Source organism: Streptomyces sp. NPDC026500 (genome assembly GCF_055567635.1).
Map to the genome: position 1 here is coordinate 124,218 of NZ_JBVHQB010000005.1, position 25,761 is coordinate 149,978.

Genomic DNA, 25,761 nt, shown 5'->3' on the forward strand with positions numbered 1-25,761 from the left:
ACGGTCACCCGAGCGCGGTCAGCGGAACGCGCCGGAAGGTGATCGTCTCGTACGCGCCGAAGTCGCCCGTCTCGTAGAGGAGTCCGACGGTCCTGGTGTCGACGCGGACGAGGTCGGAGTACGCGGCGGGCAGCCCGTCCACCGTGTACACGGACCGCCAGGTGGTGCCGCCGTCGGCCGAGGCACGGATCGTCATCAGGGCGCGGAACGCCGGGTCCGCGGGCCCGGAGAACAGGAGCAGGTCCGGGTCGCGGAGCTGGAGCAGGCTGCCCTGGACGACGGGGGTGACCAGGCCGGCCTGCGGGCGGAACGGCTTGACGAGTGTTCTGCCGCCGTCGAGGGAGTGGGCGTCGGCGCGGTTGCCCGGCGACGGGGAGTCGTTGCGGGTGTTGAAGTAGACGCGGCCGTCGGGGAGTTCGGCGGCGGTGGTCTCGTTGACGTTGACGTAGCCGTTGGTGTTCTCGTCGCGGTAGCCGAGGTACCAGGTCGCGCCGCGGTCGTCGCTGAGCAGACAGTGGCCGCTGTTGTACTTCGCCTCGGTGCCGTTGTCCGTACCCGTGGGCGGCAGGGTGTGGTTGCCGGGGACCACCACCCGTCCGGAGCCGAGCTGGAGGGCATGCCCGGGTGTGGTGGCGTACCACCGCCAGCCCGCCTTCTTCACCTGCGCGGTGATCTCCTTCGGCGCCGACCAGGTGAGCCCGTCGTCGTCGCTGTGCTGCACCCACACGCGCCGCCCGTCGGCCGCCTTCACCTTGCCGCGGAGCAGGGCGTCCTCGGAGGCGCCGGCGGCGCTGCGGACGTGGACGAGCAGGACGCGGCCGGTGTCCAGGGCGACGGGCGCGGGGTTGCCGGCGAGGTCGGCCCCGTTGTTCGCGACGATCTGGAGCGGGCCCCAGGTCCGGCCGCCGTCCGCGGACCGCTTGAGCACGATGTCGATGTGGCCGTGGTCGTTCGCGGAGCCGACCCTGCCCTCGCAGAAGGCCAGCAGGGTGCCGGTCCGGGTGGCGACGACGGCGGGGATCCGGAAGCTGGCGTAGCCCTCGCGCCCGGCCCGGAAGGGAACGCTCGCGCCGGCATTCGTGCCCGTCTCCGTGCCCGTCTCCGTGCCCGTGCCGGTGCTGGGCTCTGCGCTCGACTGTGTCATGGCCGGGCTCCCTGCTGCGGTTGCTCGTGGGGTGAGTGGTGTGTATTTCTGCCCAACTTGGGCGAATTCGCGGTGAACTCCGGGTCACGAGTGGCCGGTTGCGGCAGGATGCGGCCATGGATGCCGTACGGGTCGCGTTACTGCGCGAAGTGCTTGCCGGGACCGAATGGCTGGGAGCGACAAGGCGGTTCGGGGGAACGCTGCGGGGATCCGTGGTGTCGTACGGCGGCGGGTTGCTGCTGGTCGGCTCCGAGAGGTACGAGCCCTGGCACCTCGCGGCGCACCTGGTGGACGAGGCGGCGTGGTCGGGGACGCCGGAGCTGTCGCCGACGCTGGTGCGGCACGGGGCGCGGGAGTCCGATCCGGCTCACCTGGCGGTGGGGCTCGGACGGATCGAGGCGGCCCGGCGCGGGGAGACGCTGCTCGTGGTGGCGCCCGACGCGCCCGGGGCCGCCCTGCTGGAGCGGGTGCACGACGCCCGGCGGGCCGGGGCGACGGTACTGGCGCTGTCCCGGGGGGACGGCGAGCTGCCGGCGCTGGCCCACGAGTCGCTCGCGGTGCCGCCGGATCCCGAGCTCGACCTCGACACCGTGCAGCATCTGGTCAGCGCGGCGGCCGGGGAGAACGCGCTGCCCTCCCCCCGGGGCCGCCACCGCTTCCGCGACCGCCTGTCCCGCATCGCGGACCAGCTGACGGCCCCACCGTCGTACCGGTGGTAGCAGGGGCATGCTCCCGCCGGTGCCGGTGGGGGGCGCCCCACGTCCACCACCGGTGGGGCCGGACCGGCCGGAACAGGCTGCCGGTGCGGGCGCCGGGGCCGTAAACCAGTTGCCGCTCGTGCCCGCCCCGCCGAGCATGGCCCGTCGTGAGTGATGACGTTTCCTCCTCCCGTCCGCGTGCCCTGCTGCCCGATCTCGCGCCCTGGCGGACCTCCGCCGACTTCCGGCGGCTGTGGGTGGCGGGGCTCGTCACCAACTTCGGGAGCTTTCTGACGTTCGTCGCACTGCCGGTGCAGATGAAGGTGCTCACCGGGTCGGCGGCGGCGGTCGGTGCGATCGGGGCCGTGGAACTGATCCCGATGGTGGTCTTCGGGCTGTACGGCGGGGCCCTCGCCGACGCCCTCGACAAAAGGAAGCTGATCCTCTGGACGGAGACCGGGCAGGGCCTGCTGTGCGCCGCCCTGCTCGCCAACGCGACGGTGCCGCACCCCGCGGTGTGGCCCCTGTACGTGGTCGCCGCGCTCTCCGCCGCCCTCGGCTCGGTCCAGCGCCCCGCGATGGACTCGCTCACTCCGCGGATCGTGGCGCACGAACACCTGACGGCCGCGGGCGCGCTCAACTCGCTGCGCTGGACGGTGGGCGGCGTCGCCGGCCCGGCGCTGGCGGGTGTGGTCGTGGCGTACGCCGGACTGGGCTGGGCCTACGCCGTCGACCTGGTGACGTTCGCCGTGTCGGTGGCCATGATGGTGGGGATCGCCGCGTCGCCCGCCTCGCACGAGGCGGCGAAACCCTCGCTGCGGTCCATCGCCGAGGGCGCGCGCTACGCGTGGAGCCGCAAGGAGCTCCTGGGTACGTACGCGGTCGACCTCGCGGCGATGTTCTTCGCGATGCCGCTCGCGGTGCTGCCGTTCCTCGCGGACGACCTGCACGCCGCCTGGTCGCTGGGGCTGATGTACGCGACCATCCCCGCCGGCTCGCTGCTCGTCAGCCTCACCAGCGGATGGACCTCGCGCGTGCACCGGCACGGACGGATGGTGGCGCTCGCGGCGGCCTGCTGGGGGCTCGCGGTGGCCTGCGCCGGACTGGTGCACGACGTCTGGCTGGTGCTGCTCTGCCTCGTCCTGGCGGGCGCCTGCGACATGATCAGCGGAATCTTCCGCGCCGCCATCTGGAACCGGACGATCCCGGACGAGCTGCGCGGACGGCTCGCCGGGATCGAGCTGCTGTCGTACTCCATCGGCCCCCAGCTGGGCCAGGCGCGCTCCGGCGGCATGGCCGCGCTGACGAACGTGAGGGCGTCGGTCTGGGCCGGCGGCGCGCTCTGTGTCGGGGCGGTGGGGCTGCTCGCCGTAGGTCTCCCGAAGCTGATGTCGTACGACGACCGCACGAACGAGCACGCGCTGCGGATGCGCTCCGCGCGAGCCGACGACTTCCCGCCCGCGCCCCCGGTGACCGCGTCCTGACCCGACCCGCACGGCCGCCCGGCGGCCGTCCTGACGCGACCGGCACGGCCGCTCGGTGGCCGACCCGGGCGCGACCCGCACGGCCGCTCGGTAGGTCACCCGGGCGCCCAGGTCACCCAGGTCACCCAGGTCGCCCACCGTCACCCCCGGAGCCGGGTGTCTTGGTCCCCTCGGGCGCTCGCCGCCTCAGTCGTCCTCGGTGCCCGGCGCCTTGCCCGAGGCGTCGTGCCATTTCGGGTCCGTCTCCCACTCGAGGTTCCGCTCCCGCGCGATGTCCATCGCGTGCTCGGCCTCCTCGCGGGTGGCGTACGGGCCGAAGCGGTCCTTGGCCGGGCACTCGGGGCCCTCCTCGACCTTCTTGTGCTCCAGGCAGTAGTACCACTCGCCGGGCTTGCCGACCGTCCGCTTCTTGAACAGGGCCATCACCAGCTCCTTTCGCCAGGGACATGTTCCCCCATGCCCGCTGGTTAGACTCGCTGCCATGTCTGGCCAGTCGCTGCTCGTACCAGGGGAGCTCTCTCCCACCCGTCCCGTGCCGGGAAACATCAGGCGTCCCGAGTACGTGGGAAAGCCCGCCCCCACGCCGTACACCGGACCGGAGGTGCAGACGCCGGAGACGATCGAGGCGATGCGGATCGCCGGGCGGATCGCCGCGCAGGCGATGGCCGAGGCCGCGAAGCTCATCGCGCCGGGCGTGACGACCGATGAGCTGGACCGGGTGGCACACGCGTACATGTGCGACCACGGCGCCTACCCCTCGACCCTCGGCTACCGCGGCTTCCCCAAGTCGCTGTGCACCTCGCTCAACGAGGTCATCTGCCACGGCATCCCCGACTCCACCGTCCTGCGCGACGGCGACATCATCAACCTCGACGTCACGGCGTACATCGGCGGTGTGCACGGCGACAACAACGCGACCTACCTGGTCGGCGCCGTCGACGAGGAGTCGAGGCTCCTCGTGGAACGGACCCGCGAGTCCCTCGACCGCGCGATCAAGGCGGTCAGGCCCGGGCGCCAGATCAACATCATCGGGCGCGTCATCGAGTCGTACGCGAAGCGCTTCGGGTACGGGGTCGTCCGGGACTTCACCGGGCACGGGATCAACTCGTCGTTCCACTCCGGGCTGATCGTCCCGCACTACGACAACCCGCACGCGACCACCGTCATCCAGCCCGGGATGACCTTCACCATCGAGCCCATGCTCACGCTCGGCACGCACGAGTACGACATGTGGGACGACGGGTGGACCGTCGTGACGAAGGACCGCAAGCGCACGGCGCAGTTCGAGCACACCCTCGTCGTCACCGAGAGCGGCGCGGAGATCCTCACCCTGCCGTAGCCGTCCGGAGTTCCCGAGCCGTCCGAACTCTCCGAGCCCTCTGAGTCCTCTGAGCCCGCCCTGTCCACAGGGCGGGTTTCTTCATGTGGACGCGATCGGGAATCGGGGTACGGTTTTACCGACAGGATGTCGGGAAGGTTGTTGACTTAGGTAAGCCTGACTACAGAAGATGCGGCCGGCCCGGCAACGGCTCCCGCCCTTCCTCATCGGCTCCGGAGGCCCCATGAACGCGTCGGACACGTCGGACACGATGAACACGCCGGACACCGCGGGCACGGTGGGCACACCCTTCTCGACGCTGATCCGCACCGCGTCGCACGAGCAGCACACCGAGGCGGAGACCTCGACGTTCATGAGCGACCTGCTCGGCGGCCGGCTCGGCGTCGAGGCGTACGCGCGCTACACCGAGCAACTGTGGTTCGTGTACGAGGCGTTGGAGGCGGAGACCGGGCGGCTGGCCGCCGATCCGGTGGCCGGACCCTTCCTGCGGCCCGAGCTGCTGCGCCGCACCGCTCTCGCGCGCGACCTCGCCCATCTCCGGGGCCCGGACTGGCGCGGCACGCTCACCGCGCTGCCCGCGACCCGCGCGTACGCGGACCGGGTCACGCGCTGCGCCCGCGAGTGGCCGGGTGGCTATGTCGCCCACCACTACACGCGATACCTGGGCGACCTCTCCGGTGGCCAGATCATTCGCGGCAGGGCGGAGCAGACCTGGGGCTTCAGCCGCAAGGGCGACGGCGTCCGCTTCTACGTGTTCGAGGACATCTCCAACCCGGCCGCGTTCAAGCGGAGTTATCGCGAACTGCTGGACGGGGTGCGGGCCGACGATCTGGAGAAGCAGCGGATCGTGACGGAGTGCAAGCGGGCGTTCGCCCTGAACACCGGGGTGTTCCGGGCCCTCGGCGAGGAGTTCCCGCTGACCGCGTGATCATCCGCTCCCGAGCCCTGCCCGGGGTTCCCCCCTGGACGCCGCCCCGACGCCCTCCGGGAAGGCACGTGGCACACAGGCCGATCGGGGCCGTGCGCGTGGCTTTCCGCGCCGCTGACGGGCGCGGTTCCGCGCCCCGCCCCCGTGTCCCCTGACCTGGCTCTCAGCGTTCCAGGTGGACCCGGCCGCCGACCTCGACCCAGTCGTTCGGCTGGGGGGCCGTGAGGATCTGGGAGCCGGCGCCCTGGGCGATGTTGAGGGCCCGGCCGAGTTGCTGGGTCAGCAGCAGCGCCGCCGCTCCGGTGGCCTCGTCCTCCTCGATGCCGTCGTTCCGGCCGGGGAAGGCGCGGGCCCGCACCCGGCCGCCGGCCTCGTCCTCCCAGGCCCAGGCGTAGATCCACTCCCCCGACGGCGGCACGGCCAGCGCGTCGACCTCGGCCGCGGACCCGTACCGCCGGAGCGTGCGCGGCGGCGCCCACTCGGCCCGTGCCTCGATCCAGCTGAACTCGCCGTCCAGCCGGACTCCCACCACACCGGCGGGCGTGACCAGTTCGGGCACGTCGAGCAGCCAGCCCACCCCGACGCACGGGTGTCCCGCGAACGGCAGCCGCAGCGTCGGGGTGTAGATGTCGATGACCCCGCGCTCGGGGTCGTCGACGAACACGGTCTCGCTGAAGCCGAGCTTCGCGGCGAACTCCTGCCGCTCCGCGCGGTCCGGCATCACCGAGCCCTCGCGCACGACTCCGAGCTCATTGCCATACCCGCCGCCTGGTCCACAGAAGACCCGCAGCACGTCGTAGTCAGTCACTCCGGCATTCAAACACCATCCGCGCGATCGGTGGCCTGCAGGAGCGGACCGCCCTTCCCCGAAAACTCCCTGTTCACGGGGAACGGCGGACGACGACGCGGCGGTCGCCGCGGCCATGTCGGCCACCGAGGTCACCGCATTCGCGCCCCGCTGCCGCTGGTCGACGAACCGACGGCCGCACTCGACCTGCGGCACCAGGAGTTGGTGCCGCGGATGCAAGGGAAAGGGCGCACGCCGGTGACGCGGTGGTCGTGCTGTCGCACGCTCCGGGTCCGGCGGCGGCCCGCGCGCACCGGGTCGCGCTTCCGTGCGCCGGTCGTGTCGCGGCCCACCGCGGCCGGCCGAGGTCTCCACCGAGCGGCTGCCGACCGACGCCCACCGGCACCCCGTCGAGGTGTTCCCGCACCCCAGGACCGGAGGCGCGCCGATCACCCCCGAGCGGGAGCCTTGAACCTCCCTTGACCTTTTCATGGGGTGCGTTTTGAGTCATCGTGATCAAGCCGTTCCTGTCCGGCATCCATGAGAGCTGAATCACCGAACGACTGGGTATCAGTGAGGCAAGCCTCAGATAAGTTAGGCCAGCCTCACCATGCCGAACGGGCCGCACCGCGCGGCTGTCCGACTTCTCTTGGAGCCTGAAATGCGAGCCGTCCGACTCTCCGTCGTCACCGCTGCCGCCACCGCGGCAGCTCTGGCCGCCGTCACGGGTTGCACCCAGAAGAGCGACGCGAAGAACGGCGACGCCATTCAGGTGACGGCCACCGACACCGCGTGCAAGGTGTCCACGAAGGAGTTCCCCGCAGGGCACATCCAGCTCGACATCGAGAACAAGGGCTCCAAGGTCACCGAGGTCTACCTGCTGTTCCCGGACGACCGGATCGTCAGCGAGCGCGAGAACATCGGTCCCGGCACCAAGCAGCGTGTCACCGCCGAGGTGAAGGCCGGCGAATACACGCTCGTCTGCAAGCCCGGGATGAAGGGCAAGGGCATCCGCGAGGCGGTCAAGGTCACCGGCGGCAAGATCGCCAAGCGCGACCCGCGCCTGGACAAGGCCGTCGCCGACTACCGCGCGTGGGCGCAGGAGGAGGCGGACGCCACGATCCCGAAGGTGAAGACGTTCGCCGACGCGATCAAGGCCGGCGACGTCGAGGCCGCCAAGAAGGCCTACGCCCCCTCGCGTGTGGGCTGGGAGAGCACCGAGCCGATCGCCGAGTCGTTCGGTGACATCGACCCCAAGACCGACACCCGCGCGGACGGCCTGGAGAAGGGCCAGAAGTGGACCGGCTGGCACGCGCTGGAGAAGGCCCTCTGGGAGGACAAGAAGATCGGCGCCGAGCAGAAGACCCTCGCCGACCAGCTGGTCACCGACCTGACCGACTGGCAGGAGCGCATCGGCAAGGCCGAGATCACCCCGACGTCCATGGCCAACGGCGCCAAGGAACTGCTCGACGAGGTCGCCACCGGCAAGGTCACCGGCGAGGAGGACCGCTACTCGCACACCGACCTCAGCGACTTCAAGGGCAACGTCGACGGCGCGCAGAAGGCGTACGAGCTGCTCAAGCCGGTCGCCGCGGAGAACGACGCGGCGCTGACGGCGGAGCTCGACAAGCAGTTCGCCGCGCTGAACACGCTGCTCGACACGTACCGGACGGGAAAGACCTCGGACGGCTTCGTGTCGTACGACAAGGTCGGCAAGGCCGACCGCAAGGAGCTCTCGGACGCGGTCAACGCGCTCGCCGAGCCCCTTTCCAAGCTCGCCGCCGCCGTCGTGAAGTAGGAGCAACGCCATGACGGACAACTCGAACAGCACGAACAGCCAGGCCGGCACGGACAGCCCTGAGGGCACCGACGTCGCGCGGGCCGCCAAGCCTGTCGGCAACGGCTCCGCGCCGACCCGGCGTTCGCTGATCGGCTGGGGCGGTGCCGGGCTCGCGCTCGGTGCCGCCGCGGCCGGCGGCGCCGTCGCGATGACCCGTACCGGCAACGACGTCGATCCGGCCGCCGCCGACACCGGCGCCGCTGTCGCCTTCCACGGCGCGCATCAGGCGGGTATCGCGACAGCGGTCCAGGACCGGTTGCACTTCGCCGCGTTCGACGTGAAGACGGACGACCGCGCCGAGTTCGTCCAGCTCCTCAAGGACTGGACGCAGGCCGCCGCCCGGATGACCGCCGGACACACGGTCGGTGAGGGCGCGTACGGCGGTCTGGCCGAGGCGCCGCCGGACGACACCGGTGAGGCGCTGGGGCTCAAGCCCTCCCGGCTGACCCTGACGATCGGCTTCGGTCCGTCGCTGTTCGAGAAGTTCGATCTGGCGGACCGGCGGCCGGAGGCGCTCGTCGACCTGCCGGAGTTCTCGGGCGACAACCTGGACAAGGCCCGCAGCAACGGCGACCTGTGCATCCAGGCCTGCGCGGACGACCCGCAGGTGGCGGTGCACGCCATCCGCAACCTGGCCCGTATCGGCTTCGGCAAGGTCGCCATCCGCTGGTCGCAGCTCGGCTTCGGCAAGACGTCGTCGACGACCCCGGACGCGCAGACCCCGCGCAACCTGATGGGCTTCAAGGACGGCACCCGCAACATCGCGGGCACCGAGACCGCGCGGCTGGACAAGTTCGTGTGGGCCGACGAGAAGGACGGCGGCAAGAACTCCGCCTGGATGACCGGCGGTTCCTACCTCGTCGCCCGGCGCATCCGGATGAACATCGAGACCTGGGACCGTACTTCGCTCCAGGAGCAGGAGGACGTCTTCGGCCGCGACAAGGGCGAGGGCGCCCCCGCGGGCAAGGCCAAGGAGCACGACAAGCCGTTCCTGAAGGCGATGAAGCCCGACGCGCACGTCCGGCTCGCGCACCCCGACTCCAACCACGGCGTGACCATCCTGCGCCGCGGCTACTCCTTCACGGACGGCACGGACGGTCTCGGCCGCCTCGAAGCGGGCCTGTTCTTCCTCGCGTACCAGCGGGACGTGCGCAAGGGGTTCATCCCCCTGCAGCGCAGCCTTTCGCGTTCCGACGCGCTCAACGAGTACATCCAGCACGTGAGTTCGGCGGTCTTCGCCGTCCCGCCCGGCGTCCGGGACAAGGACGACTGGTGGGGCCGGACGCTGTTCTCCAAGGAGGCATAGCCGTGTTCAGCAACTACCTGATCGGTCTCCGCGAGGGCCTGGAAGCCAGCCTCGTCGTGTGCATCCTCATCGCCTACCTGGTGAAGACGGAGCGCACGGACGCCCTGAAGCCGATCTGGATCGGCATCGGCGTCGCGATCACCGTGGCGCTCGCTTTCGGCTGCGCCCTCGAATTCGGCTCCCAGGAGATGACGTTCCAGGCGCAGGAGGGGCTCGGCGGTTCGCTGTCGGTCCTCGCCGTGGGCCTGGTGACGTGGATGGTCTTCTGGATGCGGCGCACCGCCCGGCATCTGAAGTCCGAGCTGCACGGCAGGCTGGACGCGGCCCTCGCCATGGGAACCGGCGCGCTGGTCGCGACCGCGTTCCTGGCGGTCGGCCGGGAGGGCCTGGAGACGGCCCTGTTCGTGTGGGCGTCGGTGCACGCGGCCAGTGACGGCACGCCCCGCCCGCTGATCGGCGTGGCACTGGGCCTGGCCACCGCGGTCCTCCTCGGCTGGCTCTTCTACCGTGGCGCGCTGAAGATCAACCTCGCCAAGTTCTTCACCTGGACCGGCGGCATGCTGGTCGTCGTCGCCGCGGGCGTGCTCGCGTACGGCATCCACGACCTGCAGGAAGCCGACTTCGTCCCGGGCCTGACGAACCTGGCGTTCGACATCAGCGGCACGATCGACCCGACGAGCTGGTACGGCACCCTGCTGAAGGGCGTCTTCAACTTCCAGCCCGACCCGACCGTCCTTCAGGTCACGGTGTGGGCGCTGTACTTGGTCCCGACGCTCACGATCTTCCTCGCCCCGGTAGGGTTCGCCTCCGGGAAGGGGAAGGTGAAGGCACCTGATGAGCAGGGATCGCACGGGTCGCAGCCCACGAAGGCCTCGTAACCTCAGCCGTTTCGCGCTGAGCCGTTTCGCCCTGGCGACGGCGACGGTGACCGTCCTGTCCTCGGCGGCGAGCGGCTGCGTGGTGGTGCACGGCGAGCGTGAGGTCGTGCCGGCGGCGACCCGGGCCGAAGCCGCCCGCGCGCTCAAGGACTTCAGCGTCGCCTACAACAAGGCGGACGCGACGTACGACCGTTCCGACGACGCGGACCGGGTTGCCGGTCCGCTCGCGGCCATCGACGGCGCCAAGCTGAAGGCCGGGCACAAGAACAACCCGGCCGGGAATCCGGCGCATTCGGCGCTGGAGTTCGGCGACGCCGAGTTCTCGATCCCCGCGAAGGCGGGCTGGCCGCGCTGGTTCCTGGCGAACGCGACGGCCAACAAGGGTGTGCCGGGCAGCCGTTGGCTGCTCGTCTTCACCCGGGGCAGCGCCGACGAGCTGTGGCAGGCCTCGTATCTGACGGTCCTCGGGGCCGGTGACGTACCGAAGTTCGCGAAGGACGAGGACGGCTGGGCGCAGCCGGTCACGGCCGACGACCCGGCGCTCGCGATCGAGCCGGAGAAGCTCGGCCGGTCGTACGCGACCTATCTGAAGGCCGGCGGCGACGCCTTCGCCGCGGGCGTCCACACCTCGCAATGGCGGGCCCAGCGCGAGAAGTTCGCCAGCAAGCCCGGCCTCGCCAGGCAGTACATCGACCAGCCGCTGATCTCGGGCGACTACGCGCCGGTGGGTCTGCGCACCGCGGACGGCGGGGCGCTGGTGTTCTTCGCCACGCACCGCTACGAGAAGGAGACGGCCGCCGCGGGCACCGCGATTCCCTCCCCCAGCGCGGACGTGGAGGCCTTGACGACCGGTGAGATCAAGCAGTCCCTCACCCTGGAGTTCGTCTCCAACCAGGTCGTCCTGGACCCGCTGAAGGCTTCGGGCGGGGGGCAGGTGTCCGTCCTCGGACGGATCGAGGGGCTGACGGGAGCCGAAGGGGAGTAGCCGGGCCCGTGCCCGCACGCCCGGCGCACACCCGGGCACATTCACACACCCGGCCCGCGCACACCCGGCCCGCGCACACCCGGTGCGCGCACTGCACCCCTCGTGAGGATCCCGCCGGGCGGGTGCTCAGCCCCGGTGGGGCCAGGCGGCGAGCTGGTCCGCGCCGTTCTCCCCGGCGTAGATGGCGCACTCGTCGGTGAGGATCTCCAGGAGGGTGAGCGGGTCGGGCAGCGGATGCTCGGGTCCGCGCACCCAGTCGACGCTCAGACCGCCGGGCAGCTGGGCCGGCGGCACGAGGACGTACGAGCCGCGGCAGTGCCAGCGGAAGCCAGGGTGCTCGTCCATCGTCTCGGGATGGCAGTCCAGCTCGCAGGGCCACCACTCGTCCTCGTCCTCGGGCGTACCGCGGGTGAGGGTGAAGAAGAGCATGCGGCCGTCGCCGGTCTCCGCGACCGGTCCGACCTCGATGTCGGAGGCCAGGATCCGCTCCAGCGCCGCGCGCCCGGCGTCCAGCGGCACGTCCAGGACGTCGTGCACCAGACCGGTCGCGGTGATGAAGTTCGCCTTCGGCTGGTGCCGGGCCCAGCGCTCGATCTGGGCGCGGTCGGTCGTCGACTGGGTCTGCCAGGCGAAGGAGACGGGGTGGCGCGCGGGGGTGGGGCAGCCGACGCGGTCACAGGAACAGCGGTAGCCGGAGGGGTACGCGGCCTGCGCGAGCGGCAGCCCGGCGGCGACGGCGGCGAGCAGCAGGGCCTCGCGCCCGCCGGCGGTTGTCTCCGCAGGGGCTTTGGGCCGGCGTCCGCGCAGCCACTTCGAGATCCTGCCCTGCGTGCCGGAGCGGCGGCCGAACTCTGCGCTCATCTATCCCCTCGCCTCGCCGTAGTGCACTCGTCCTTGCCCCATCGTCCCACCATCCTGCGCCCCGGGTGGCCGGAGCCGACAACCGGGGTAGGTGGGGCGATGCGTTCGCCAGGCCCTGATCAGGTGTTATTACATGATGTGAGGCGATTTCTTCACCTCTCGGCCCTCAGCGGGGAGCGAGGCCGTGCAGGGCGTAGTCGACAAGCGCGTCCGTGTTCCGGACCCCGGTCCCTCCCCGGTCCCGGCTCTCGGCCGACCCCCGATGCCACCCGCCGCGGCGAGAGGTCACGGCGCGCGATCCACGCCACCGCCCACGCCTTGGTCGGCGAGGCCGGCTGCCCGGCCCGGGCCACGGCACCCACGGGACTGCCGCCCGCGGCTCCGGCCATGTCGCCCGGTGAAGGCCGCTTGGCGGGAGACAGGTCCGGTGAGGACCAGGCCCCGGGGAACGGGATCCGGTGAAGACCAGACCGGGGGCCATGGTCCGGTGGGGCGCGGTCTGGTGTGGGGCGTTCGGTGGGGACGGGGCCGGTGGACACGACCCGCATGCCTCCCGCTCCCGGGGCCGTGCGCACCGCACCATGAGCATCAACTGCCCCTGCGGTTGCGTAAGGAGCCTTCCTTGCACCCTCTTCGCCATGCCACGCACCGGCGCTACCTCATGTGCCCACCGGCGCACTTCGACGTCACGTACACGATCAATCCGTGGATGGACCCCGCCAAACCGGTCGACGTGCCGCTCGCCCTCGCCCAGTGGGAGGACCTCCGGGACCGCTACCGCTCCCTCGGCCACACGGTCGAGGAACTCACCCCCCGGCCGGGCCTGCCGGACATGGTCTACGCGGCGAACGGCGCGACGGTCGTGGACGGCAGGGTGCTGGGCGCCCGGTTCGCGTACCCGCAGCGTGAGCCGGAGGCGGCGGCGCACCTGGAGTGGTTCCGCGCCCGCGGGTTCGGGCAGATCCGCGAACCGGCGCACATCAACGAGGGAGAGGGTGACTTCGTCGTCACGGGGTCGTATCTGCTCGCGGGCCGCGGCTTTCGCTCGAGCCCGCTCTCGCACGGGGAGGCACAGGAGTTCTTCGGCCGTCCGGTGATCGGCCTGGACCTGGTCGATCCGCGCTTCTACCACCTCGACACGGCCCTCGCCGTCCTCGACGACGGCACGGACGAGATCATGTACTACCCGCCGGCGTTCTCCCCCGGCAGCCGTGAGGTCCTGCGCCGACTGTTCCCCGACGCGCTGACCGCCACGGCCGAGGACGCCGCCGCGCTGGGCCTCAACGCGGTCTCGGACGGTCTGCACGTGCTGTTGCCCCAGGAGGCGACGGGCCTATTCGACCCGCTCCGGGAGCGCGGCTTCGTACCGGTCGGCGTCGACCTCGGAGAGCTCCTCAAGGGCGGCGGAAGCGTGAAGTGCTGCACCCAGGAGCTGCGGGGCTAGGGGCCCCGGGCTTCGGCACGCCCGGGCTCCCGGGCTCCCGGGCTCCCGGGCTCCCGGGCTCCCGGGCGGAAAGCTACGGCGTGTCCTCCGGCGGCGGCCAGGCGTCGCCCCACTCCGCGTCGCGGGCCGCCTTGTACAGCGGTCCGTGGCGCTTGGTCACCGTCTCCCGGCGCAGTGCCTCGTCCGGCTCGCACAGGTCGAGCAGGACCTGCCCCTTCCGGATCTGCGGCTTGCGCACGATGCGGGAGGGCGCCGGGTCGGGCGGGAAGCGGGTCGCGGCGACATAGCTGAACTTCTCGTCCTCGTAGGGCAGGGAACCGCCCTTGACCTGGCGGTGCAGGGAGGAACGGGCGACCCGGGCGGAGAAGTGGCACCAGTCCTGGCCGGGGACGATGGGGCAGGCGGCGCTGTGCGGGCAGGGCGCGGCGACGTGGAAGCCGGCGCCGATCAGACGCTCGCGGGCGGCGAGGACCCGGGTGTAGCCGTCGGGGGTGCCGGGCTCGATGATCACGACGGCCTGGGCGGCGCTCGCGGCGGCGTCCACGACCGAGGCGCGGTCGGCGTCGGTGAGCTCGCCGAGGACGTAGGAGACCGTGACGAGATCAGTGCTCTCGATGGTGAGCGCCGCTCCGATACGAGAGCGCTGCCATGCGGCGCCCTCCAGTTCCGGGTTGGCGGCGGCGATCTCGCGGCCGAGCGCGAGGGCGGGCTCGGCCCAGTCGAGCACGGTCACCGGGCGGGTGCCCTCCCAGGTCGCGTTCACCGCCCAGGTGGCCGCGCCGGTGCCGCCGCCGACGTCCACGTGGCTCCCCGGTACCCAGCCGGGCACCGAGTCCGCGAACGCCTCCAGCGCCGCGCACACCGCCTCGAACGTCGCGGGCATCCGGTACGCGGCGTACGCGGCCACGTCCGAGCGGTCCCTGAGGATCGGCGCGTGGGTCGGGGTGGTCCCCCGGTAGTTCACGATCAGCCGCTCGACCGCCTGCGCGGCGGCCTTCGGCGGCAGACCGTCGAGGAGCCCGGCGAGGGCGCCGCGCAGGGTCTCGGCGGGGGGTACGGGGGCGTTCACGGCCCGATTCTCTCAGGTACCCCGCACCGCCCGCGCCGGGCAGGTGGTCTCTCAGATGCCCGTCACCGCCCGCGTCCGCCCCGGCGACCCCTCAGATGCCCGTCACCGCCCGCGCCCGCCCCGGCGACCCCTCAAATGCCCGTCATCGCCCGCGCCGGGCAGGCGATCCCTCGGAGGTACCCCGCACAAGCCCCGCCGGGCAGATGACCCCTCAGGTACCCCGCACCGTCCGCGCCGGGCAGGTGGTCTCTCAGTCGCCCCGCACCGCCCCTCCGGGCAGGCGATCCCTCAGAGGTACCCCCACAGCCCCCGCCGGACAGGCGACCCCTCAGGTGCCCCGTACCGCCCGCCGCAGCCGTGTGGCCGCTGCCGCGCGGGGCGCGTTGTCCGCCGGGCGGCGGCGGGGATGGACCGTGTTGGCGAGCAGCACCAGGAACGTGTCCGTCGCCGGGTCCAGGACCAGGGACGTACCGGTGAACCCGGTGTGGCCGGCCGCTCCGTGGCCCGCGAGGGTGCCCATGAACCAGGGCTGGTCGAGGGCGAACCCGAGGCCGGGCGGGGTGAGGAGGAGTTCGACGAAGTCGGGTCCGAGGATGCGGGCGGGACCGTACGAGCCGCCCGCGAGCAGGGTGCGGCAGAACACGGCCAGATCGCGCCCGGTGGAGAAGAGACCGGCGTGACCGGCCACCCCGCCGAGCGCCCAGGCGTTCTCGTCGTGCACGACGCCCCGCAGCATGCCCCGGTCCGCCTTGGCCCACGGCCGCCGCTGGTCCTCCGTGGCCGCCGCGCCGGGGCAGGGTCCGAAGGTGGTGGCGTTCATGCCGAGCGGGCGGGTGATGCCGTCCCGGACGAGGATGTCGAGCCCCCGGCCGGTGACGCGTTCCAGCACGTACTGCAGGAGGATCAGATTGATGTCGGAGTACCGGTACTCGCCCGGTTCGGACGAGGGGGCCTCCGCCCGCAGCATCGCCATCCGGGCCTTGTCGTCCGAGCAGTCGTACAGCGGGAGTTCGGGGCGCAGCCCGGAGGTGTGGGTGAGCAGCTGTCGTACGGTGATGCCGTGCCGGCGGGCCGCGCGGAACTCCGGCAGATACGCGCCCACCCGCGCCTCGATGCCCAGCGTGCCGCGCTCCAGCTGCTGCACCGCGGCGACCGCCGTGAACAGCTTGGTGAGGGAGGCCAGGTCGAAGGGCGTGTGCACGGTCACCGGCACACGCGCTCCCGGCGGCAGTTCGACCCCGGTGTCCTTCGCCTCGTCGTGGGACGCGTAGCGCACCGCCCAGCCCGCCGCCTCCTCGACGGCGATGACCGGGCCCCGCCCCGCGACCACGACGACGCCCGCCGCCCAGGGATCGGCGCCGCGGGTGAGGGCGCGGACTTCCTGGACGAGCTGCCGCAGTTCACCGGTGTCGAGTCCGGCCCGTTCCGGTGTGCCGGTCCGCAGTCTTGGTGCGCTCAGCTCTCCGCCGCCTTTCTGTTCGAAGTGCGTCCCGTCCGCCGGGGACGGCACAGTCCCACGAAGCAGGCGACGGCTACCAGTGCCGCGGCCAGCTGGACGACGGCCATCGGGACGGCGGTGTGCTCTCCGGCGATGCCGACGAGCGGTGAGGCGACCGCGCCGATGAGGAAGGAGGAGGTGCCGAGCAGCGCGGAGGCGGAACCGGCCGCGTGCCGCACGCGCATGAGGGCGAGCGCCTGGGTGTTGGGCAGGGAGAGGCCCATGGCGGACATCAGCACGAACAGGGCGGCGGCCACCGGTGCGAGCCCGACCGGGCCGAGGACGCCGGTGGACATGAGCAGCAGCGCGGTCGCGGCGAGGACGACGAGCGCGAGGCCGACGGCGAGGACCTTTTCGAGGGCGACCCGGCCTACCAGCAGCTTGCCGTTGATCTGCCCGGCGATGACCAGGCCGACGGAGTTGACTCCGAAGAGCAGGCTGAAGGTCTGCGGGGAGGCGCCGTAGAGCTCCTGAATCACGAACGGGGAGGCCGAGATGTAGGCGAACAGGGCCGCGAAGGTGAATCCGCCCGCGAGCATGTATCCGGCGAAGACGCGGTCGGCGAGCAGTCCGCGCATGGCGCGCAGTGCCTCGCCGACGCCGCCGCTGTGCCGGTCCGCCGGCCGGAGGGTCTCGGGCAGCTTCGCCCAGACGACGGCGGTCAGCGCGATGCCGACGGCGGTCAGGACCACGAACACGCCCCGCCAGTCGGTGACGCGCAGGATCTGTCCGCCGATGAGCGGCGCGACGACCGGGGCGACGCCGGAGATCAGCATGAGGGTGGAGAAGAAGCGGGCCATCGCCACGCCGTCGTAGAGGTCGCGGACGACGGCGCGGGCGATCACGATCCCGGCCGCGCCCGCGAGACCCTGGACGAGGCGGAAGGCGACGAGCAGGCCGATGTCGGGCGCGAGGGCGCACAGCACGGTGGCGACGACATAGACGGCGAGGCCGGCGAGCAGCGGGCGTCTGCGGCCCCACCTGTCGCTCATCGGCCCGACGACGAGCTGCCCGAGCGCCATGCCCGCGAGGCACGCGGTGAGCGTGAGCTGCACGGTGGCGGCGGGGGCGTGCAGCGATCCGGTGACCTCCGGAAGCGAGGGGAGGTACATGTCCATCGCGAGCGGGGGTGTGGCGGTGAGCCCGCCGAGGACGAGGGTGACGAGGAGTCCGGTGCGGCCCGGGGCGCCGGGTCCGGTGGCCGGTCGTGGGGCGTCGGCGGCCTGCGATCGCGGGGCGGCGCCGGATACCTCTTCGGTGGCCCGGCGCGCCGCCTCGGCGACCGCCGCCGTGGTGTCGGTGGCTTCCGCGTTCGGTATGTGCTCTCGCGGGCCTTCCTGGTCCCGCGTGATGCGGCCACGCTCGGGCATGTGCCCCCCTCTCCGAAAGATGCGACCCCTATGCTCTCAGTTCGAACAGCGTGTTCGGGGTCACGGATCAAGGGGCGGGCATGACGGGCGAGCACGGACGCGTGCGGTGGGGAATTCTGGCGACCGGCGGGATCGCCGCGGCGTTCACGGCGGACCTGGTCGACATGCCGGACGCCGAGGTGGTGGCCGTCGCCTCACGGACGGACGCCTCGGCGAAGGCGTTCGCGGAACGGTTCGGGATCCCGCGCGCGTACGGGGACTGGGCGTCGCTGGCCGCGGACGAGGACGTCGACATCGTGTACGTCGCCACGCCGCACTCGGCGCACCGGCTGGCCGCCGGGATGTGTCTCGAGGCGGGGCGCCATGTCCTGTGCGAGAAGGCGTTCACGCTGAACGCGCGGGAGGCCGAGGAGCTGGTCGCGCTCGCCCGGCGGCACGACCGCTTCCTGATGGAGGCCATGTGGATGTACTGCAATCCGCTGGTCGGACGGCTGAAGGCGCTCGTCGACGACGGTGTGATCGGTGAAGTGCGCACGGTGCAGGCCGACTTCGGTCTCGCTGGGCCGTTCCCGCCCTCGCACCGGCTGCGGGACCCGGCGCAGGGCGGCGGTGCGCTGCTCGATCTCGGCGTCTACCCGGTGTCGTTCGCGCAGTTGCTGCTCGGGGAGCCCTCGGACATCGTCGCGAGAGCGGTGCTCTCCGACGAGGGCGTCGATCTCCAGACGGGTGCACTGCTCTCCTGGGAGAGCGGCGCTCTGGCTTCGGTGCACTGCTCCATCAACGGTGGCACCCCCGTCGCCGCCTCTGTCACCGGCTCCGCGGGCCGCATCGAGATCCCGGACGGCTTCTTCTTCCCGGACCACTTCGTCCTGCACCGCGACGGCCGCGAGCCGGAGATCTTCCGCGCCGACGCCGCGTCGGGCCCCCGCAACAGCCTCAAGCACGAGGCCGCCGAGGTGATGCGGGCCCTGCGCGCCGGTGAGACCGAGTCCCCGCTCGTCCCGCTCGACGGCACCCTCGCCGTGATGCGCACGCTCGACACGATCCGGGACCGCATCGGCGTCCGCTACCCGGGCGAGGCCAACGCGTAGGGCGTCAGGCCGACTTGAGCCCCTGGTCGCCGCCCGCCGTCGCCGGACCCTCCGGGGCTCGGTTGCCGGACCCTTCGCGTCCGGATGCCGGACCCGCCGGGCCCCCTCCCCTACGCTGCGTGCGCATGAACGCCATGAATCCCCTGCATCCGCTGCATTCCCTGGAGACGAAGATCGCGGTGGTGACCGGGGCGGGCTCCGGCATCGGCCGCGCTGTGGCCGCCGAACTGCTGCGCACCGGCTGGTCGGTGGCGCTCGCCGGACGCCGTGCCGAGACCCTGGAGGAGACGGCGGCCCTCGTGCCCGAGGGGCCCTCGATCGTCGTACGGACGGATGTGTCGCGCCCCGACGAGGTGGCCGCCCTCTTCGACGCCGCGCACGACCGGTTCGGGCGCCTCGACCTGCTGTTCAACAACGCCGGGACGTTCGGTCCTGGCGGTGTGCCGCTCGAGGAGCTGCCGTACGAGGCCTGGCGGCATGTCGTCGACACCAACCTGAACGGCGCGTTCCTGTGCGCGCAGGCGGCGTACCGGCGGATGAAGGATCAGGACCCGCAGGGCGGCCGGATCATCAACAACGGCTCGATCTCGGCGCACACGCCCCGCCCGCAGTCGATCGCGTACACCGCGACCAAGCACGCGCTGACGGGCCTGACCAAATCGCTGTCCCTGGACGGGCGTCCGTACCGGATCGCCTGCGGGCAGATCGACATCGGCAACGCGGCCACCGACATGACCGAGCGGATGCGGACCGGGACACTCCAGGCGAACGGCGAACTGGCGGTCGAACCGGTGATGGACGTGGCCGATGTGGCGCGCACGGTACGGCACATGGCCGAGCTGCCGCTGGAGGCGAACGTGCAGTTCGCGACCGTGCTGGCGACGGCCATGCCGTACGTGGGACGCGGTTGATGCATACGTAGGGCGAGTGCCCGCGGTTCACCAAGAACTGGTCAACGGCTCAACCCACACAAACGGAAGCTAAATCTCCGGACCATATAAGCCGTTAGTGCGCTTATGCTCAGCATCTCCCCCATCAGAGCTTCACAGTTGGAGCATCAGACTTCGGTACGACCACGGTCCACACCGAGGGGGGAGGCGGCAGTCGCTCCGCGGCCCGGGAGGGGGCGGACCTCGCGGGGGATCGCGAGGTGTGCACCGGACCGCGGAGCGACTGTCCCGTCATCGGCGCCGACGGTGGCCTTCCGCCTCGGCCGGCTCCTCGGCGGACCGGCGCCTGCGGTTGCGCAGCGCGAGCGCGCCGCCCGCGAGGAGCGCCACCGCCGCCCCGGCCCCGCCGACCAGTCCCCACGGCGGGCCGTCCGACGGGGAAGCCCCGGCCGAGGCCGGAGCGCCCGCCGCACCCTTCGCCGGCTTCCGCGTGGGCTTCGCGCTCGCGCCGCCCTCGCTGAGCGGATCGACCAGCGTGCCGACCGGCTCGGCGTGCGCCCCCTTCCCGAAACCCCAGTCGAGCAGCTGGGCCGTCTCCTCATAGACCCCGCTGCCGCCGCTCTTCGGGTGCATCACCGTGACGAGCAGGGTCCGCCCGTCGCGCGTCGCCGCGCCGGTGAACGTGTTGCCGGCGTGGCTGGTGTAGCCGTTCTTCACCCCGATCAGGCCCTCGTACGGCCGCACGCCCCACGCGCCGGTCAGCAGGCGGTCGGTGTTCTGGATCTGGAAGGTCTTCTTGCCTCCGGCCGGGAAGTCCGCGGTCTTCGTCGAGCAGTAGCCGCGGAAGTCGGCGTTCGCCAGGCCGTGCCGGGCGAAGAGCGTCAGGTCGTACGCGGACGACAGCTGGCCCTTGTGGTCGAAGCCGTCGGGGCTGACCACATGGGTGTCCAGGGCCTGCAGGTCCTTCGCCAGGGCCTGCATCTCGGCGACCGTGGCTTCGATGCCGCCGTTCATGTGGCTGAGCACATGCACCGCGTCGTTGCCGGAGCGCAGGAAGACGCCCTGCCACAGCTGGTCGACGGTGTAGGTGATGCCGGGCTTCACGCCGACCATGCTGGAGCCCGCGGGGACATCGGCGAGGTCGGCGTCGACGACCTTGTACGTCTGGGTGCGCTCGAACTTCTTCAGCACGGTGTCCGCGAAGAGCATCTTCAGGGTGGAGGCGGGCGGCAGACGCAGGTGCGCGTTGTACGAGGCGAGCACCTCGCCGCTCGTATGGTCCGCGACCAGCCAGGAGCGGGCGGTGAGCCGCTTGGGCAGCCCCGACCCGCCGCTCACCTGGATCCCGGCGCGGGCCAGTCTCGCACCGCCGATCGTCGTCGTGGCGTACGCGGTCGTGGCCGTCGCGGCGCCGAGGGGTACGGCGGCGGCGAGGCCGAGAGCGGCACGGCGGGAGAGCCCGGAAGAATCACGCATCCCGGGACCGTACAAAGTCTCTCCGAGGAGCCTGACAGCGGGGTGACAAAGAGAAGGAACGCCGATTCCAAAGCGGCGGCAAAACAGGGCGCGGGCGCGGGCCCGCCCCGTCGGCATCGTCCACCGTCCCACCGGGGATGCGCGTGCGGCGGACCCGCCGATCTTCACCGCGGGCCCACTCAACAGGCGTTTCCTGGCAATGAGCCCTTGAAAACCTGGGAATGAGCTGTCTGACCCAATATTGATTCCAAGGTCCGGATTCTCAGCCTTCACATATCTCCTACTCAGCCCGGCTCAAAGGTTCCTTCATAGCTTGTGGCCGCGCCCACAGGGGCGCCAAGAACCTTTGAGGAACGGGATGTTTGGCATCTATCTCAAGCGTGAGCTGAGCCGGCGCAAGAAGGCGGCGCTGGTGATCGCCCTGGGTCTGGCGCTCGGTATCGCGCTGGTCATCACCGTCAACTCGGTGTCGGCCGGCATGCAGCAGGCTCAGGACAAGGTCCTGAAGTCGCTGTACGGGCTCGGCACAGACATGACGGTCACCAGGGCCCAGGCGGCACCGACGAGCAACTCCTCGGGCCGCCCGAAGTTCGACTTCGACGCCAAGTCGGACAGCAGCACGACACAGAGCTCGGACCGGGTGATGACCCAGGGCGGACAGTCCCTGAAGTCCTCGCTCGTCACCGAGGTCGCCGCGCAGAAGGGCGTGGCGAGCGCTGTGGGCGCGCTGAGCCTGAACGTCACCAAGGTCAACGGCTCGTTCACCCAGGGCAAGGCGAAATCCTCGACGTCGAGTTCCGGCCAGCAGGGCGGACCCGGCGGCCAGAACGGCGGCAGCGGCACCGGTGCGCCGCAGGTGCAGGGCGGCGGTGCCTCCTTCGACGTGAACGCGTACTCCGTCGCGGGCGTCGACGTGGCCCACCAGGACCTCGGCCCGCTGGCCACCTCGAAGATCACCACGGGCAGGACGTTCACGGCCGCGCAGACCTCCGCGAAGGTCGCGGTGCTCAGCAAGTCGTACGCCAAGGAGAACAAGTACACGGTCGGCAAGACCTTCAAGATCTCCGGCACCAAGTACACGGTCATCGGCATCGCGACGCCCGACAGCAGCGAGTCGACCACCGACGTCTACCTGCCGCTGAAGCAGGCCCAGACGCTCGGTGACGCCAAGAACAAGGTCACCACGATCTACGTCAAGGCGACCGACTCGAAGCAGATCGCCACGGTCAAGGCGGCCATCCAGAAGAACATCTCCGGCACGACGGTCACCACCTCCGCCGACCTCGCGGACACCGTCTCCGGCTCGCTGTCCACCGCCTCGAACCTCGCGACGAGCGTCGGCAAGTGGCTGTCCATCGCGGTCCTGGTCGCCGCGTTCCTGGTGGCGGCCCTGCTCACCTCCTCCGCCGTCTCCCGCCGGGTGCGCGAGTTCGGCACCCTGAAGGCACTCGGCTGGCCGTCCCGCAAGGTCACCCGGCAGGTCGTCGGCGAGTCGATCGTGAACGGACTGCTCGGCGGCGCGCTGGGTATCGCCCTCGGTCTCGGCGCGGCCTACACCGTCACCGCGATCAGCCCGAAGCTGACGGCGGAGCTCGGCTCCACCGGCGGCGGTGGCATGGGCGGCGGCCCCGGCGGCGGGCCCGGCCGACAGGCGGCCTCCGCGGCCAAGAACACCATCGACATCGCCCTCACCGCGCCCGTCTCGGTGACCACCATCGCGCTCGCCGCGGGCCTGGCCATCACCGGCGGTCTGATCGCCGGCGCGATGGGCGGCTGGCGCGCCTCCCGGATGCGCCCGGCGGACGCGCTCCGCAGCGTCTCGTAACCCGCCCCCGGGCCACACCCCTTGAGCCGGGGCGCCGCGTCCACTCCCCCCGGGCCGCGGCGCCCCCACCCCCTTCATCCTCGGAGAACCTCATGTACAAGCTCACCGGCGTCACCAAGCGCTACACGCGGGGCAAGGAGACGGTCGAGGCGCTGCGCGGCGTCGACCTCACCATCGAGGACGGCGACCAGCTCGTCATCCAGGGCCCCACCGGCGGCGGCAAGTCGACGCTGCTCCAGATGATCGGCGGCCTCGATCGGCCGACCTCGGGCAACGTCGAGCTGGACGGCGTGGACCTCGCCTCCGTCAGCGAGGCCAAGCTGACCCGGTTGCGGGCCGAGAAGATCGGCATCATCTTCCAGTCCTTCAACCTCATCCCGACGCTGAACGCGCAGGAGAACGTCGAGACCGCTCTCGTCCCCCTCGGGGTGGAGCCCCCCGAGCGGCGCGAGCGGGCCGCCGAGGCGCTCCGATCGGTCGGCCTCGGCGAACGGCTCACGCACGTCCCGACCGAGCTGTCCGGCGGTCAGCAGCAGCGCGTCGCCATCGCCCGAGCGCTGGTCAAGAAGCCGAAGGTGCTGCTCGCCGACGAGCCGACCGGCAACCTCGACGAAGGCACCCGCGACGACATCATGGGCCTGCTCGAAGGGCTGTGGCACGAGTACGGGCTGACGTTCATCATGGTCACCCACGACTCGTCCATCGCCCGCCGCGCGCCGCGCCTCGCGACCATCAAGGCCGGGCAGATCAGCCTGACCGAGCAGGGCGGCCCCCGCCGGGCCACCCCCGAGCCGTCCGCCCTGCTGCCCGGGCAGCAGCAGTACGCGCAGCAGTACGGCGCCGCTCAGGGCCACTGACCGCACGGCGGCCCCGACCGCCCGTGCACGCATCCCCGCGCCCGGCCCCGTACTCGCTCCGCCGCGCGCCTTCCGTACGCACGCCCTTGCGTGCCCCCGGTGCGCCTCTCCCGGGCCGCTCACCGTCCGAGCACGCCGTCGACCTCGGTCGACTGCGCGGCGGTGAGCGGCCCTTGGCGATCGTCCCCGCGTTCTCCTCGGCCCGGGCGGCCGGGCGGGAGCCCGGGACCGGTGCCTCGCCGGTACGGCGGACGGTTACGCCTGGCCGGTTACGCCTGGCCGGTCTCGAAGCGGCTGATCCTGCCGCCGTCGTCGACGATGAAGCTCCACTTCGTCTTCATCTCGCCCCAGGTGTCGTTGCGGTACCGCACGACAAGGGACCGCCCGCCGTTGGACTCGTTGTCGACGTCCATGTGACCGCGGGAGGAGAAGATCTCCCGGTCGGTCCAGTCGTCGAGGTCACGGTCGGAGCCGTCGTCGGACATGGTGGCGCCGGGCGCGAGGAGCGCCTCGAAGGCGTTCCGGTCGTGGGCGTTCACCGCGGTGACGAAGGCCCGGACGGCCGGGTCGCTGAGTTTCGCTACCGAAATCGTCATGGGAGTCAGACTCACACCGGTCCCCAACACCCGCCACCCGAACGGCTGCGCGGGGAGGCCGGGGCCCTCCGATCGGTGCGACGGTGGACACCGGGGAGGGAACCGTTGCCGCTGTCTGCACTGGGAGTCACCGTGACCTGTATCGACCGGCGTGATCTGGGACTGCTGCTGCTCCGTCTGAGCACGGGCGGCGTACTGGCCGCGCACGGAGCGCAGAAGCTGTTCGGCTGGTTCGGCGGAGGTGGCATCGAAGGCACCGGCGCGGCCATGGAGGCCATGGGCTACTCGCCGGGAGAGGCGAGCGCCAGGGCGGCGGGCCTCGCGGAGGCGGGCGGTGGCACTCTGCTGGCGCTGGGGCTGGCCACACCCGCGGCCGGCGCCGCGGCGGCCGGTGCGATGGCGGGCGCGGCGGCGGTGCACGTACCGAACGGGTTCTTCGCACAGAGCGGCGGCTACGAGTACGCCGCGTCGCTCGGCCTGGCCGCGGCGGGCCTCGCGGTGACGGGTCCGGGCCGGCTGTCCCTCGACCATCTGATGGGCCACGCGGTGAACCGCGGCTGGATGGTGCCGATCGCCCTCGGTACGACGGCGGCGGTCACCGCGGTCATCGTGGGCGCTCGGAACAAGCGGGTACGCAAGGCGCGGGAGGGCGAACAGGAAACCCTGTTCGACGAGTAGGAGTCGGCCCTCCTGACGTGGGGGAGGCTGGTCCCATGGCTGATCACGCTGCCGACGACCCGGCCGAGCCCACCGACGCCGATGTGGCGGCACGTGCCGCCGACGCCGACATGGCGGGGCGTGCCGCCGACGTCGACACGGCGATGCCTGCCACCCATGACCCGGCCGGGCGCACGGTCGACGCTCCCGTCGAAAGCGCCGCCTGCACCCCGGCCGAACGCGCCGCCTGCACCCCGGCCGAACGCGCCGCCGGCACCCCGGCCGAACGCGCCGCCGGCACCCCGGCCGAGCGCGCCGCCGATGAAGACGTCGAAGACGTCTGGGACACGATCGACCGGCTGCACGCCTGGCTGGACGCCAACCGGGCGCACGACGGCCGGGAGGGCCTGCTGCTGCGTGTGCTGAAGCTGTCGGAGGAGGTCGGTGAGGTCGCCCAGGCGGTGATCGGCGCGACGGGTCAGAACCCGCGCAAGGGCGTGAGCCACACCTGGGACGACGTCCGGTCGGAGCTCTGCGACGTCATGATCACGGCGATGGTGGCGCTGCGCACGCTCGCGCCGGACGCCCGCGAGGTCTTCACCGCCCACCTGGCCTCCGTCGCCGACCGCTCGCTCGGCACGGCTCCAACTCCCTGACGTGGAAAGAGAGTCGGCGGCCCGGTTCGGCACCGTGCCTGCGGTGACCGGAAGTGTTCACTCCGCGGATGCGTGTGCGCGG

24 protein-coding genes and 1 pseudogene are annotated in these 25,761 nt (G+C 71.8%); 16 read left to right on the forward strand and 9 right to left on the reverse strand.

Annotation, left to right across the window (positions count from 1 at the left end; translation table 11 throughout):
• Positions 1–4: 4 nt before the first annotated feature.
• On the reverse strand, positions 5–1,144 hold the full coding sequence (locus ACZ4N5_RS11210; protein ID WP_467756834.1) for a sialidase family protein: 1,140 nt from the start codon (positions 1,142–1,144) through the stop codon (positions 5–7).
• 116 nt (positions 1,145–1,260) lie between these two features.
• On the opposite strand from ACZ4N5_RS11210, the gene ACZ4N5_RS11215 reads away from it, so the two are divergent.
• On the forward strand, positions 1,261–1,863 hold the full coding sequence (locus ACZ4N5_RS11215) for a hypothetical protein (RefSeq protein WP_467756835.1): 603 nt from the start codon (positions 1,261–1,263) through the stop codon (positions 1,861–1,863).
• 146 nt (positions 1,864–2,009) lie between these two features.
• Positions 2,010–3,326: an MFS transporter gene (locus tag ACZ4N5_RS11220; RefSeq protein WP_467756836.1), complete on the forward strand. Its 1,317-nt coding sequence runs from the start codon at positions 2,010–2,012 to the stop codon at positions 3,324–3,326.
• A 186-nt stretch (positions 3,327–3,512) separates the two neighbouring features.
• Here the strand turns inward: ACZ4N5_RS11220 and ACZ4N5_RS11225 are convergent, their stop codons facing one another.
• Positions 3,513–3,749: a hypothetical protein gene (locus ACZ4N5_RS11225; protein ID WP_401326115.1), complete on the reverse strand. Its 237-nt coding sequence runs from the start codon at positions 3,747–3,749 to the stop codon at positions 3,513–3,515.
• Positions 3,750–3,807: 58 nt separating this feature from the next.
• On the opposite strand from ACZ4N5_RS11225, the gene map reads away from it, so the two are divergent.
• Positions 3,808–4,665: a type I methionyl aminopeptidase gene (map, locus tag ACZ4N5_RS11230; protein WP_467756837.1), complete on the forward strand. Its 858-nt coding sequence runs from the start codon at positions 3,808–3,810 to the stop codon at positions 4,663–4,665.
• 250 nt (positions 4,666–4,915) lie between these two features.
• A complete protein-coding gene (locus tag ACZ4N5_RS11235) occupies positions 4,916–5,593 on the forward strand; it encodes a biliverdin-producing heme oxygenase (protein ID WP_467757116.1) in 678 nt (225 codons plus the stop codon).
• Between the two features lie 163 nt (positions 5,594–5,756).
• Here ACZ4N5_RS11235 and ACZ4N5_RS11240 read toward each other — a convergent pair whose 3' ends face one another.
• Complete coding sequence (locus ACZ4N5_RS11240) at positions 5,757–6,401, reverse strand: PhzF family phenazine biosynthesis protein (RefSeq protein WP_467756838.1); 645 nt, start codon at positions 6,399–6,401, stop codon at positions 5,757–5,759.
• Positions 6,402–6,480: 79 nt separating this feature from the next.
• Here ACZ4N5_RS11240 and ACZ4N5_RS11245 point away from each other — a divergent pair.
• From ACZ4N5_RS11245 to ACZ4N5_RS11265, 5 genes and pseudogenes are all read left to right on the forward strand, one after another.
• A pseudogene (locus ACZ4N5_RS11245) lies at positions 6,481–6,852 on the forward strand (hemin ABC transporter ATP-binding protein); the annotation flags it as partial.
• 189 nt (positions 6,853–7,041) lie between these two features.
• A complete protein-coding gene (gene efeO, locus ACZ4N5_RS11250; protein ID WP_467756839.1) occupies positions 7,042–8,178 on the forward strand; it encodes an iron uptake system protein EfeO in 1,137 nt (378 codons plus the stop codon).
• 10 nt (positions 8,179–8,188) lie between these two features.
• Positions 8,189–9,526, forward strand: coding sequence for an iron uptake transporter deferrochelatase/peroxidase subunit (efeB, locus tag ACZ4N5_RS11255; protein ID WP_467756840.1), 1,338 nt, complete (start codon positions 8,189–8,191; stop codon positions 9,524–9,526).
• Positions 9,527–9,528: 2 nt separating this feature from the next.
• Positions 9,529–10,404: an iron uptake transporter permease EfeU gene (gene efeU / locus ACZ4N5_RS11260; RefSeq protein WP_467756841.1), complete on the forward strand. Its 876-nt coding sequence runs from the start codon at positions 9,529–9,531 to the stop codon at positions 10,402–10,404.
• Positions 10,361–11,389, forward strand: a complete 1,029-nt coding sequence (locus ACZ4N5_RS11265; protein WP_467756842.1) for an SCO2278 family lipoprotein — start codon at positions 10,361–10,363, stop codon at positions 11,387–11,389. The genes efeU and ACZ4N5_RS11265 overlap by 44 nt, the downstream gene beginning before the upstream one ends.
• 126 nt (positions 11,390–11,515) lie before the next feature.
• Here the strand turns inward: ACZ4N5_RS11265 and ACZ4N5_RS11270 are convergent, their stop codons facing one another.
• Entirely contained in the window at positions 11,516–12,250 is a 735-nt protein-coding gene (locus ACZ4N5_RS11270) for a bifunctional DNA primase/polymerase (protein ID WP_467756843.1), read from the reverse strand.
• A gap of 622 nt (positions 12,251–12,872) precedes the next feature.
• Between ACZ4N5_RS11270 and ddaH the strand changes: the two genes are divergently transcribed.
• Positions 12,873–13,694, forward strand: a complete 822-nt coding sequence (gene ddaH / locus ACZ4N5_RS11275) for a dimethylargininase (protein ID WP_467756844.1) — start codon at positions 12,873–12,875, stop codon at positions 13,692–13,694.
• Positions 13,695–13,767: 73 nt separating this feature from the next.
• On the opposite strand, the gene ACZ4N5_RS11280 is transcribed toward ddaH, so the two are convergent.
• The 3 genes from ACZ4N5_RS11280 to ACZ4N5_RS11290 all read right to left on the reverse strand — a co-directional run bounded on the left by ACZ4N5_RS11280 (position 13,768) and on the right by ACZ4N5_RS11290 (position 17,631).
• Entirely contained in the window at positions 13,768–14,763 is a 996-nt protein-coding gene (locus ACZ4N5_RS11280; RefSeq protein WP_467756845.1) for a small ribosomal subunit Rsm22 family protein, read from the reverse strand.
• Between the two features lie 328 nt (positions 14,764–15,091).
• Entirely contained in the window at positions 15,092–16,273 is a 1,182-nt protein-coding gene (locus tag ACZ4N5_RS11285) for a serine hydrolase domain-containing protein (RefSeq protein ID WP_467756846.1), read from the reverse strand.
• The gene (locus ACZ4N5_RS11290) at positions 16,219–17,631 is read right to left on the reverse strand and encodes a multidrug effflux MFS transporter (protein ID WP_467756847.1); all 1,413 of its coding nucleotides are present in this window, start codon (positions 17,629–17,631) and stop codon (positions 16,219–16,221) included. The genes ACZ4N5_RS11285 and ACZ4N5_RS11290 overlap by 55 nt, the downstream gene beginning before the upstream one ends.
• A gap of 80 nt (positions 17,632–17,711) precedes the next feature.
• Between ACZ4N5_RS11290 and ACZ4N5_RS11295 the strand changes: the two genes are divergently transcribed.
• Both ACZ4N5_RS11295 and ACZ4N5_RS11300 read left to right on the forward strand, forming a co-directional pair.
• Entirely contained in the window at positions 17,712–18,722 is a 1,011-nt protein-coding gene (locus tag ACZ4N5_RS11295) for a Gfo/Idh/MocA family protein (RefSeq protein ID WP_467756848.1), read from the forward strand.
• A 125-nt stretch (positions 18,723–18,847) separates the two neighbouring features.
• A complete protein-coding gene (locus tag ACZ4N5_RS11300) occupies positions 18,848–19,633 on the forward strand; it encodes an SDR family oxidoreductase (RefSeq protein WP_467756849.1) in 786 nt (261 codons plus the stop codon).
• A gap of 270 nt (positions 19,634–19,903) precedes the next feature.
• Here the strand turns inward: ACZ4N5_RS11300 and ACZ4N5_RS11305 are convergent, their stop codons facing one another.
• Positions 19,904–21,088, reverse strand: coding sequence for a D-alanyl-D-alanine carboxypeptidase family protein (locus tag ACZ4N5_RS11305; RefSeq protein WP_467756850.1), 1,185 nt, complete (start codon positions 21,086–21,088; stop codon positions 19,904–19,906).
• A 358-nt stretch (positions 21,089–21,446) separates the two neighbouring features.
• Between ACZ4N5_RS11305 and ACZ4N5_RS11310 the strand changes: the two genes are divergently transcribed.
• Positions 21,447–22,913: an ABC transporter permease gene (locus ACZ4N5_RS11310; protein ID WP_467756851.1), complete on the forward strand. Its 1,467-nt coding sequence runs from the start codon at positions 21,447–21,449 to the stop codon at positions 22,911–22,913.
• A 92-nt stretch (positions 22,914–23,005) separates the two neighbouring features.
• A complete protein-coding gene (locus tag ACZ4N5_RS11315; RefSeq protein WP_467756852.1) occupies positions 23,006–23,770 on the forward strand; it encodes an ABC transporter ATP-binding protein in 765 nt (254 codons plus the stop codon).
• Positions 23,771–24,039: 269 nt separating this feature from the next.
• Here ACZ4N5_RS11315 and ACZ4N5_RS11320 read toward each other — a convergent pair whose 3' ends face one another.
• A complete protein-coding gene (locus ACZ4N5_RS11320; RefSeq protein ID WP_467756853.1) occupies positions 24,040–24,366 on the reverse strand; it encodes a nuclear transport factor 2 family protein in 327 nt (108 codons plus the stop codon).
• A 132-nt stretch (positions 24,367–24,498) separates the two neighbouring features.
• On the opposite strand from ACZ4N5_RS11320, the gene ACZ4N5_RS11325 reads away from it, so the two are divergent.
• Positions 24,499–25,044: a DoxX family membrane protein gene (locus ACZ4N5_RS11325; protein ID WP_467756854.1), complete on the forward strand. Its 546-nt coding sequence runs from the start codon at positions 24,499–24,501 to the stop codon at positions 25,042–25,044.
• Positions 25,045–25,373: 329 nt separating this feature from the next.
• On the forward strand, positions 25,374–25,679 hold the full coding sequence (locus ACZ4N5_RS11330) for a MazG-like family protein (protein WP_467757117.1): 306 nt from the start codon (positions 25,374–25,376) through the stop codon (positions 25,677–25,679).
• Positions 25,680–25,761 lie beyond the last annotated feature (82 nt).

What these genes read in the sequence shown, in the direction of transcription:
- ACZ4N5_RS11210 (WP_467756834.1), bottom strand. Translation starts at nt 1,144, where the DNA reads ATGACACAGTCGAGCGCAGAGCCCAGCACCGGCACGGGCACGGAGACG.
- ACZ4N5_RS11215 (WP_467756835.1), top strand. Translation starts at nt 1,261, where the DNA reads ATGGATGCCGTACGGGTCGCGTTACTGCGCGAAGTGCTTGCCGGGACC.
- ACZ4N5_RS11225 (WP_401326115.1), bottom strand. Translation starts at nt 3,749, where the DNA reads ATGGCCCTGTTCAAGAAGCGGACGGTCGGCAAGCCCGGCGAGTGGTAC.
- map (WP_467756837.1), top strand. Translation starts at nt 3,808, where the DNA reads ATGTCTGGCCAGTCGCTGCTCGTACCAGGGGAGCTCTCTCCCACCCGT.
- ACZ4N5_RS11235 (WP_467757116.1), top strand. Translation starts at nt 4,916, where the DNA reads ATGAACACGCCGGACACCGCGGGCACGGTGGGCACACCCTTCTCGACG.
- efeO (WP_467756839.1), top strand. Translation starts at nt 7,042, where the DNA reads ATGCGAGCCGTCCGACTCTCCGTCGTCACCGCTGCCGCCACCGCGGCA.
- efeB (WP_467756840.1), top strand. Translation starts at nt 8,189, where the DNA reads ATGACGGACAACTCGAACAGCACGAACAGCCAGGCCGGCACGGACAGC.
- ACZ4N5_RS11265 (WP_467756842.1), top strand. Translation starts at nt 10,361, where the DNA reads ATGAGCAGGGATCGCACGGGTCGCAGCCCACGAAGGCCTCGTAACCTC.
- ACZ4N5_RS11270 (WP_467756843.1), bottom strand. Translation starts at nt 12,250, where the DNA reads ATGAGCGCAGAGTTCGGCCGCCGCTCCGGCACGCAGGGCAGGATCTCG.
- ACZ4N5_RS11290 (WP_467756847.1), bottom strand. Translation starts at nt 17,631, where the DNA reads ATGCCCGAGCGTGGCCGCATCACGCGGGACCAGGAAGGCCCGCGAGAG.
- ACZ4N5_RS11295 (WP_467756848.1), top strand. Translation starts at nt 17,712, where the DNA reads ATGACGGGCGAGCACGGACGCGTGCGGTGGGGAATTCTGGCGACCGGC.
- ACZ4N5_RS11300 (WP_467756849.1), top strand. Translation starts at nt 18,848, where the DNA reads ATGAACGCCATGAATCCCCTGCATCCGCTGCATTCCCTGGAGACGAAG.
- ACZ4N5_RS11305 (WP_467756850.1), bottom strand. Translation starts at nt 21,088, where the DNA reads ATGCGTGATTCTTCCGGGCTCTCCCGCCGTGCCGCTCTCGGCCTCGCC.
- ACZ4N5_RS11310 (WP_467756851.1), top strand. Translation starts at nt 21,447, where the DNA reads ATGTTTGGCATCTATCTCAAGCGTGAGCTGAGCCGGCGCAAGAAGGCG.
- ACZ4N5_RS11315 (WP_467756852.1), top strand. Translation starts at nt 23,006, where the DNA reads ATGTACAAGCTCACCGGCGTCACCAAGCGCTACACGCGGGGCAAGGAG.
- ACZ4N5_RS11320 (WP_467756853.1), bottom strand. Translation starts at nt 24,366, where the DNA reads ATGACGATTTCGGTAGCGAAACTCAGCGACCCGGCCGTCCGGGCCTTC.